A 9,045-nucleotide genomic window follows, 5' to 3' on the forward strand; every position below is an offset into this window, starting at 1 on the left:
CTTGCACTTTGGACAGTTCATGTTTTTTATCCTCCTTTTTATCTTTCTGAGGATTATTATAACATATATCTATCTTTTAGTGATACTCTCTTTTTATTTGATATATTTACTCTTCTATGTATATAATTGTATATAATCATACAGCAGCTCTGAATAATAACTCATAAGAGGGGGCTTTATGAAAACCTGGAAACTAAGTAAGCGGGTAGTCTCTTTTTTTGTTGTATGTTGTATCAGCGCATTAGCTTTAAGCGTATATGCCGGTGAACTGCCTGTCTCGCTAAAGGCCAGGGTATCGTCAGCCGGTGGATATGAAAAACTGGCATTGCAGGCCGCCCGCAAAGGCTCTGTCAGGATTATTGTAAAAGTTGAAGCCGCTTTTCATCCAATGGGCAGCTTATCCACGGCGCAAGCCGACGAGCAGATGCGCTCAATTTCACGGGCACAGGAACATGTAATGGGACAGCTGGCTTCAGTAAATGTCATTTCTCATTACAAATATCAGTATATCCCACACATAGCGATGACCGTTGACGCAGAAGCGCTTGACGCCGTGCTGTCAGCTGCCGGGGTCAGCTCTGTCGAAGAAGATAAACTCTCACTCCCCACGCTGGTGAACTGGAATATCACTAAGGTTGGCGCCCCAACCGCCTGGTCAAGCGGGTATGACGGCACGGGTTATGCGGTGGCAATCATAGACACAGGGGTCGATAAAACTCATCCCATTCTTACGGGTAAGGTAGTGTCTGAGGCCTGCTACTCTACGAATGACTCCTCATCTTACGTCTACTCTGTTTGTCCAGGCGGTGTAACGGACTCAACTGAAAGCGGCGCTGCAATGCCATATGCTGGTGCTTGTTCAACCGGTAAATGTGACCATGGAACACATGTGGCAGGTATCGCAGCAGGGCAGAACACTGGTCAATCATCAGGGGTTGCAACAGGTGCAAGCATTATAGCAATTCAGGTGTTTTCACTAATAAAAGACGTCCTCTCATGTGGCTTAAGTTTTACTTGTGTAGGCGCTTATGACTCAGATATAATCAAAGGGCTTGAAAGGGTTTACGCTTTAAAGGATACTTATTCGATAGCATCAGCAAATATGAGCCTTGGCGGCGATTCTTATTCCGATTACTGTGACATACAAAACATAGCTACAAAGGCAGCGATAGACAATCTTCGTTCTGCAGGTGCTGCGACGGTTATTGCCTCAGGCAACGATGGAGATACAAATGGGATAAGCACCCCCGGGTGCATTTCTACGGCTGTCAGCGTTGGTGCAACAGACAGCTCAGACTCGGTTACTTACTACTCAAACAGCGCGAGCTTCTTGAGTTTACTGGCACCGGGGTCTTCTATTAAATCTTCAATACCTAACGCTGGATATGCCACATGGGGTGGAACCTCAATGGCTACCCCGCATGTGACCGGTGCATGGGCAGTGCTGAAGCAGGCCAGACCTGCGGCATCGGTTACAGAGATTCTAAGCGCCCTTACAAGCACCGGGACTTCAATAACCGACTATCGCAATAATATAAAAAAGCCCCGGCTTCAACTGGATGCGGCCTTAAACACATTGTTAAACACTTACAGTCTGAGTGTAACAAAATCCGGTACGGGCACAGGCACACTGACAAGCACTCCGGCGGGGATAAGCTGCGGCTCAACGTGTTCAGCATCATATACATCAGACACATCGGTAACGCTGACGGCAGCACCTAGCTCCGGATCAAGTCTTACAAGCTGGAGCGGGTGTGATTCGACAAACGGTTCACAGTGTACTGTTTCTGTTACCTCAGATAAAAGTGTAACGGCAGCATTTGATGTATTAACTTACAGCCTGAGTGTAACAAAATCTGGTGCGGGCACGGTAACAAGCGCCCCGGCGGGGATAAGCTGCGGTTCAACGTGTTCGGCGTCATATACATCAGGCACACAGGTAGTGCTGACGGCAACGCCTGACTCAGGGTTTACTTTTACAGGCTGGTCAGGCTGTGATTCGACAAACGGTACACGATGTACTGTTTCGATTACCTCGGCAAAAAGCGTAACAGCAAAGTTTGGATTAGTGTCATACAACCTGACTGTAACAAAATCCGGCACGGGCACAGGCACACTAACAAGCGCCCCGGCAGGGATAAGCTGCGGCACGGCGTGTTCGGCGTCATATACGGTAGGTACATCTGTAACGCTGACGGCAGCGGCAAACTCTGGATCAAGTCTTACAAGCTGGAGCGGGTGTGATTCGTCAAGCGGTTCACAATGTACCGTTACTGTTTCCTCTGCAAAGTCTGTAACTGCAGTGTTTACAAGTGAAGACCACACGAAGGCAAGCGCATGGATTAATGCAGCAGCTACACAATATACCGCATATTTTGGGACAAAGTCTGGTAGTGTGACAAAAGGCACTGACGCGGGCGGTACATTCTATATCCAGTGGTTTACCAATGGCAGGGCAATTCTGGCATACGCAGACGGGATTATATATTTCTATACAGGCGTGACCGGCAGCGGCTGGAACTCTTCTCTTGGGTTAGTTTGGAATGAAACTACCAGGGCAGGCGCATGGATTAACGCGTTTTACAGTCAATACACCTCATTTTTCGGGACAAAATCAGGAGGTATTACAACAGGAACTGACACGAGCGGCACGTACTATATCCAGTTCTTTACAAATGGCACTGGTCTTTTGGCATGGACTGACGGGTATGTATATTTCTATTCCGGCGGCAGATGGAACTCCTTTGGGACAAAATGGAAATAAACTTCGGGGCTGAATCCACCTGAAGTGTTTGGCAATGGCGGTTGAAAGCAGGGCAAACGCACTATGTATTTTTATGTTGTCATTCCAGCGGAGGCTGGAATCCAGTCTTTTATGAATGGGAAATGACAACATCTTTGTGCCCATGTAAAGACGACATGAGAGATTTAAAACTCGTTTTAACCGCATTTTGGCATAAAAACTGATAGGGGGAGGGGAGGTTTTCGCCTCCCCTCCCTCCGAACCGTACAGGCGGATTTCCTGCATACGGCTCAGACATCCCAAGCATGGCATTTACAAAACACACCGAAATATATTAGAATATCACAGATGGGCAAAAAGTTTTGGGATGATACAGACAGACTCGTGTTTCTGCGTGAGAGGGCGAATAACCTTTTTCACCATGATGCACAGGGCAACCTTGACTCGCTTCGTGCGTACACATGGGTCCCGCCGTTTGACATCTTTGAGATGGAAGGGGGAATCATAGTACAAGCAGACATCCCAGGCGTCAGACTCGAAGATATCTCAGTCACCGTTGAAGAGAATAACATCATTTCAATAAAAGGCGAACGAAAACCAGGCATACACTCTGACAGGGAATACTTTCACTGCATGGAGAGGAGCTTTGGACGATTTATGAGGTCTTTTAAACTCCCCTGCTCGGCAAACACTGGCGCCATTGAGATATTGCTCAACGACGGCGTCCTAAGCGTTACGATACCAAAGACAGGTATTTAAAGAAGATGCTCATAGGCGTTATGTCGGACTCACACGACAATATGTCAAACTTAGTAAAAGCTGTTAGGGTGTTCAACGAAAGCAATCTCAGATATGTCCTGCACGCAGGCGACTTTACCACCGTCAATACCCTCAGGACAATAGAGGATTTAAACGCCGAGTTCATCGGGATTTTCGGTAATAACGACAGCGGCATTTTATCACATGGCCCCCTGGAATTAGAAACAAATGGCTGGATACACAGACAGCCTCACGAATTTACCATCGACAACAAGAAATTTGTCATGATTCACGAACACTTCCTCGTGGACTCCATCGTGAAAGACAACCGCTGCGATGTGCTTATCTATGGTCACACGCACAAACCGGAGGCGCAGCAGCGTAACGGCACATATATCTTAAATCCCGGGGAGCTCTGTGGGTGGCTTCACGGCAGCCCGACTGTGGCAATTTTAGATACAAAATCGATGGAGGCTCGCATCATCGGGCTGGGCTGACAGAATTGCGGGTGCGTCTGTCAAAGAAATATTTTTGCAAAAATCGCTTTAAAATATTTATAATCACAGGGCTTTGATTTGAAACAATTCAGCCGACGGCAAGTAAGCACATGCGGCGGCATATAATTTAAACACACTCAGGAGGATTTAACAATGCCAAAGAAAGTAGCTCTATTGACAGCCGGAGGCCTTGCCCCGTGTCTAAGCTCTGCGGTGGGCGGATTGATTCAGCGTTATACGGAGATATCGCCCGAGACGGAAATCATAGGCTTCACAAACGGCTATGATGGGCTTCTCAGAAAGAACTTCTTAAAAGTCACACCAAAGGTGAGAAAGTCGGCCCACCTGTTACAAAATTTTGGCGGCAGTCCGCTTGGCAACAGCAGGGTGAAGCTCTCAAACGTAAAGGACTGCGTAAAGAAAGGCCTGGTCAAAGAGGGCGAAGACCCGCTTCAGGTTGCGGCAGAAAACCTTAAGTCTCTGGGCATTGAAGTGCTTCATACCATAGGCGGCGATGACACAAGCCTCACAGCAGCCGAACTTGCAAAATATCTCTATACCCATGGTTATGGACTGACTGTTATCGGCCTTCCAAAGACCGTAGATAATGATATTACACCTATTGCGCAGACACTTGGGGCATTTACGGCAGCCGGACAAGGCGCGCGCTTTTTCTTAAATGTGGTGGCCGAGACATCTGCAAATCCCAAGATGCTCCTGGTGCATGAAGTCATGGGAAGGAACTGCGGCTATCTGACCGCAAGGACTGCCTACGACTATAATGCACTGGTGAAAAAGACCGATTTCCCGGAGAACTTTGGCATTGACAAGGACGTCTATGGTATAGACGCCGTCTTAATACCTGAGGTTGAGTACGATTTGGATAAGCTGGCAGAACACCTGAAAAAGAGGATAGAGGAAAATGACAGCGCCAAGATATTTATATCAGAGGGCGCTGGTGCATCTGGAATCGTGAAGGAGCTTGAGGCAAAGGGATTGGAAGTGCCGCGCGATGCCTTCGGACACGTCAAACTTGACAAGGTAAACGTTGGGCAGTGGCACGCCGATGTCCTGATGGCAAAGACAAACGCGGGGAAGGTGCTTGTTCAGAAGAGCGGCTATTTTTCACGGGCAGCAAGGCCAAACAAACAGGATTTAATGCTGATAAAGTCAATGGTTGACATGGCAGTAGAAATGGCGGTTAAAGGAGTACCCGGTATAATTGGACACGATGAGGAGCGTCATGAAGTTCTTAGGGCAATAGAGTTTGAGCGCATACAAGGCGGCAAACCCTTCAATCCGGAAGTAAGCTGGTACAAAACCTTGCTAAAAGAGATTGGTCAGCCCGATTTCAAATAATCTGTAAACATCCCCCCTCATTTTAGACGGGGGGATGTATTTCCATCACACATATCTAACGAACAAATGCTTTACAAATCCATAGACAGACTGATAGAGTAGTACACCGGTCAGAGAATACCTGGCAGGACTATACCTGCAGGCAGTGCCTTGCCCTGGTGCCCGGCTGATATTGGCATTTTGCCATAAAACAAATGTGGTCTCTCTTAATTTAAGGAGGTATATCGTATGAAAACTAAGGTGCAATGTTTGTCAAATACTGCAATGAAGACATCTCTTATGATTGCAATAATGCTTGCTGCAATCACTCTGCTGTTTTCACAGGGAATAGCCGCAACAAGTTGTTCACAAGGCGTTGTTGTCAGCACAGTACAGGGAACTATTTGCGGTAACAGCAGTGCAAGCGGAACAACTGCATATTCATATAAAGGGATACCCTTCGCAGAGTCTACCGCAGGGAGCAACCGTTGGGCAGCTCCTGTACAGAAGCAGACATGGAACGGTACATTTGCGGCAACGGAATTCGGCCCTTATTGTCCACAATCAGGGCAGACTAATATTAGTGAAGACTGCCTCTCTCTGAATGTGTGGACCCCTGTAAGCCCCAGCGCAAGCGGGTCGCTGCCGGTAATGGTATTTATATATGGCGGGGCTTTTATTTTTGGAGGCTCTGCATCTCCATTGTATGACGGTGCATACATTGCCTCTTCACAAAACGTTGTTGTAGTGACTGTCAATTATCGCGTTGGTGTGTTTGGATTTCTTAAGTACGGTTCAACCATCAATAGCAATTTCGGGATTTTAGACCAACAGCTTGCCCTTAAATGGGTACAAAACAATATAGCTCAATTCGGTGGTGACCCGTCAAAAGTAACCATATTCGGTGAAAGTGCAGGCGCTATGTCAGTCGGTATCCATCTGAGCGCAGCCCCCGACAGTAAGCCGCTTTTCAGGGCAGGCATCATGGAAAGCAATCCCTTTGGAATACCATACAGGTCACCGGACAAGGCTCAGGCATATGGTAATGCTTTTGTTAAAACCATCGGCTGTAATACCGACTATGAGGCTGTAAATGTCACATGTATTAAAGGAAAGTCGGTAGCAGATGTACTGACGGCCTCGTTAAACTATAAAAACATATTGTCCTTAATAACTATGAACGGCCTGGTCGATGTCCTTCCCTGGGCGCCTATAGTCGATGGAACGGTAATCGAGCAGGAGCCTATTGTAGCAATTTCAAAAGGAAAGTTGACAAAGCCGACTATCATGGGAATAAACAGGGACGAAGGCACATTGTTTGAGCATTATTTGACATTCGCTGGCGATAATATGACTTGTCTGGAATATAACGGGATAATTGATGTAATGTTTGGCAGCTACGCTTCAGACATTAAACAAGAACCGAGATATAAATGTAACTCCAAGACAGCTTCTACTCAGATGAGCAGTCTTATCACCGACTATATATTCCTCTGTGGAAATATGAATGCGTTAAAAAATGCTGCCAAAACAAACCAAAACATGTTTGCTTATGGTTTTGAGGTAGTTCCTTCGTTTAATATGAATCCAACGGTGACTGAATGTTCCTACCAGACATGCCATGAGGCAGAGCTGCCCTTTGTATTTAATTCGGCTGTTGACACAGGGCATACTTTTACCTCTTCCGAGCAGGTGGTTGCGAATATGATGGGGCAGTTCTGGGCGAATTTTGCAAAAAATCTCACACCAAACGGCGGCTCCAGTCCATCATGGCCTGCTTTTTCTAACAATTCAAGCGTATTTTTATTCCAAGGCAACTCCCAGGGCGCCGTAACAGGCGTCACATATCCAATTTGCACCAACTTCTGGGACAGCATAGGGTATAACCTCGGAGGCGTTACAAGTAACTGACAATATCACCCCGGATTGTTCGGACAATCCGGGGCTAAACTGCGGCAGCTAATTTTTAAGTAAATCATTGATTGTCGGCACACCGGGGTAGGGAATATCAGACAGCCCAACAGGTTTCATATAGCGGTCAGGGTTTGCAAAGACCTCCTTCAGGTCGATTTTAATAATACTGCCTGCATTTTCATAGGTGTCAAGGTACCAGACGCCATTTTTCAGGTCCTTAACAACCTTCCACATCGTATAATCCTGGATATAGTTTCCATCTGGTGTCTTCTCCCTCACAGAACCAAAAGGTATGTCTACGTTGTTCAGTATATGAATAACAGAGCGGACGCCTTCCATTGCCGTATCCGGTTGTTTTGCGTAAAAAACAAGGTAAGCGGCCTTTACAAACCGCGAAGGAGGGGTGTAATCTCCAGGGAATCCCAATCATGCCGGTACCCTGTCCAAAGGGTTTTAAAGCGCCAAATGTCCTGACGACATTGTCAGGAGATAGATTTATATAGTTACTGAGATTGCTGGTCATCCATGCGTAGTCGGGACTGTTTGTCAGGACAAGTGCGGTGTTATCATAGATATGTAGTTGTTTCTTTACGTATTCTATGATGATGCTCTTGCCGTTTTTGTCATGAACTACAAAGTGGAACTGAGGGATTTGATTAGCCATCGCCGCATTGGGCTTACCCCACACTATCATCTTTGGCAGTTGTCGTTTAATGTCATCAACGCTGTCGAAATTGCCAAGCAGCCATGAACCAAAATCATCTGTAGCTATTACATTAGTATCACCGGGTTTGACATCCTGGTACTCTGCGTATCCAGGGAAATAGAGCATCTCTAATGACAGTCCTGCACTGTTTTGCCCGTCTGACACATCGGCAGAGGTTTTATTGCCGACAAACCCGAAATAGGCATATTTCGCACTCCAGCTTGCCCCTTTTGTGCCGTCAGGCTTGAGGCTTGTAATCTTGTTGCCAAGAGGCCAGGCGCGTAGTGCAAAGTCAAACTGGCTGTATATATGAGAGGTGCCGTCTGCGGCATTCTTTAACACTCCCTCCCACTCAAGTGTCCTTCCCACAAGTACCGTACCGTCCTTAGCGGTCAACTGAATATCCGTACAGGCAAAGGCAGCTTGTGACAACAACAAAACTAAGACAGCGGTAATGACCAGCAATAATCCTTTCATAAGCCCTCCGTATTTTTATAAACTCAACCAAACATATGGTAGAACATGTCATATTGGAGTTTTAGTTTGGCTGCAAACCATACCTTGATTAATAAAATTTATTAGTCCCAAATCACACCATCAATGTTCGCCCCATCATAGATCATTCCGGTACGATTGGCTCCTTTAAAATTGGCTTCTTTAAGATCGGCGAAAGAAAGATTGGCTAAAGAAAGATTGGCTCCAGAAAGATTGGCTCCAGAAAAATTGGTTCTTTCAAGATTGGCTTCTTCAAGACTGGCTCTTTCAAGGTTGGCTCCAGAAAGATTGGCTCCAGAAAGATTGGCTCCAAAAAGATTGGCTCCAAAAAGATTGGCTCCAGAAAAATTGGTTCTTTCAAGATTGGCTTCTTCAAGATTGGTTCCAGAAAGATTGGTTCTTTCAAGATTGGCTCTTTCAAGACTGGCTCCAGAAAGATTGGCTCCAGAAAGATTGGTTCTTTCAAGATTGGCTCCAAAAAGATTGGCTCCAGAAAAATTGGTTCTTTCAAGATTGGCTTCTTCAAGATTGGCTAAAGAAAAATTGGCTCCAGAAAGACTGGCTCTTTCAAGATTGGCTCCAAAAAGATTGGC

Annotated in this window: 7 protein-coding genes and 1 pseudogene; 5 read left to right on the plus strand and 3 right to left on the minus strand. The window is 46.2% G+C overall.

The features are described 5' to 3' along the window. The first annotated feature begins 178 nt into the window (after positions 1-178). The 5 genes from ASN18_RS01540 to ASN18_RS01560 all read left to right on the plus strand — a co-directional run bounded on the left by ASN18_RS01540 (position 179) and on the right by ASN18_RS01560 (position 7,248). Positions 179-2,764, plus strand: a complete 2,586-nt coding sequence (locus ASN18_RS01540) for a S8 family serine peptidase (RefSeq protein WP_085050845.1) — start codon at positions 179-181, stop codon at positions 2,762-2,764. Between the two features lie 327 nt (positions 2,765-3,091). After that, a complete protein-coding gene (locus ASN18_RS01545; RefSeq protein ID WP_085050846.1) occupies positions 3,092-3,502 on the plus strand; it encodes an Hsp20/alpha crystallin family protein in 411 nt (136 codons plus the stop codon). Positions 3,503-3,507: 5 nt separating this feature from the next. Continuing rightward, positions 3,508-3,999: a metallophosphoesterase gene (locus ASN18_RS01550; protein ID WP_085050847.1), complete on the plus strand. Its 492-nt coding sequence runs from the start codon at positions 3,508-3,510 to the stop codon at positions 3,997-3,999. A gap of 153 nt (positions 4,000-4,152) precedes the next feature. Then, the gene (locus ASN18_RS01555; RefSeq protein WP_085050848.1) at positions 4,153-5,358 is read left to right on the plus strand and encodes a pyrophosphate--fructose-6-phosphate 1-phosphotransferase; all 1,206 of its coding nucleotides are present in this window, start codon (positions 4,153-4,155) and stop codon (positions 5,356-5,358) included. Positions 5,359-5,586: 228 nt separating this feature from the next. Then, the gene (locus tag ASN18_RS01560) at positions 5,587-7,248 is read left to right on the plus strand and encodes a carboxylesterase/lipase family protein (protein WP_085050849.1); all 1,662 of its coding nucleotides are present in this window, start codon (positions 5,587-5,589) and stop codon (positions 7,246-7,248) included. A 48-nt stretch (positions 7,249-7,296) separates the two neighbouring features. Here ASN18_RS01560 and ASN18_RS01565 read toward each other — a convergent pair whose 3' ends face one another. The 3 genes and pseudogenes from ASN18_RS01565 to ASN18_RS01575 all read right to left on the minus strand — a co-directional run. Then, positions 7,297-7,590 (minus strand): linear amide C-N hydrolase, encoded by a 294-nt coding sequence (locus ASN18_RS01565; protein ID WP_353740358.1) that lies wholly within the window; start codon positions 7,588-7,590, stop codon positions 7,297-7,299. A 70-nt stretch (positions 7,591-7,660) separates the two neighbouring features. Further along, positions 7,661-8,434, minus strand: a pseudogene (locus tag ASN18_RS01570) (linear amide C-N hydrolase); the annotation flags it as partial. Between the two features lie 101 nt (positions 8,435-8,535). Next, positions 8,536-9,045, minus strand: a 510-nt coding sequence (locus ASN18_RS01575) for a pentapeptide repeat-containing protein (protein WP_236861425.1), incomplete at its 5' end; no start/stop codon positions are given.

The organism is Candidatus Magnetominusculus xianensis (assembly GCA_001541255.1).
GTDB classification, from domain to species: Bacteria; Nitrospirota; Thermodesulfovibrionia; order Thermodesulfovibrionales; family Magnetobacteriaceae; genus Magnetominusculus; species Magnetominusculus xianensis.

Bases quoted from the DNA above. Each gene is read 5' to 3' on its own strand.
- ASN18_RS01540 (WP_085050845.1), top strand. From the start codon at position 179: ATGAAAACCTGGAAACTAAGTAAGCGGGTAGTCTCTTTTTTTGTTGTA.
- ASN18_RS01545 (WP_085050846.1), top strand. From the start codon at position 3,092: ATGGGCAAAAAGTTTTGGGATGATACAGACAGACTCGTGTTTCTGCGT.
- ASN18_RS01550 (WP_085050847.1), top strand. From the start codon at position 3,508: ATGCTCATAGGCGTTATGTCGGACTCACACGACAATATGTCAAACTTA.
- ASN18_RS01555 (WP_085050848.1), top strand. From the start codon at position 4,153: ATGCCAAAGAAAGTAGCTCTATTGACAGCCGGAGGCCTTGCCCCGTGT.
- ASN18_RS01560 (WP_085050849.1), top strand. From the start codon at position 5,587: ATGAAAACTAAGGTGCAATGTTTGTCAAATACTGCAATGAAGACATCT.
- ASN18_RS01565 (WP_353740358.1), bottom strand. From the start codon at position 7,590: ATGGAAGGCGTCCGCTCTGTTATTCATATACTGAACAACGTAGACATA.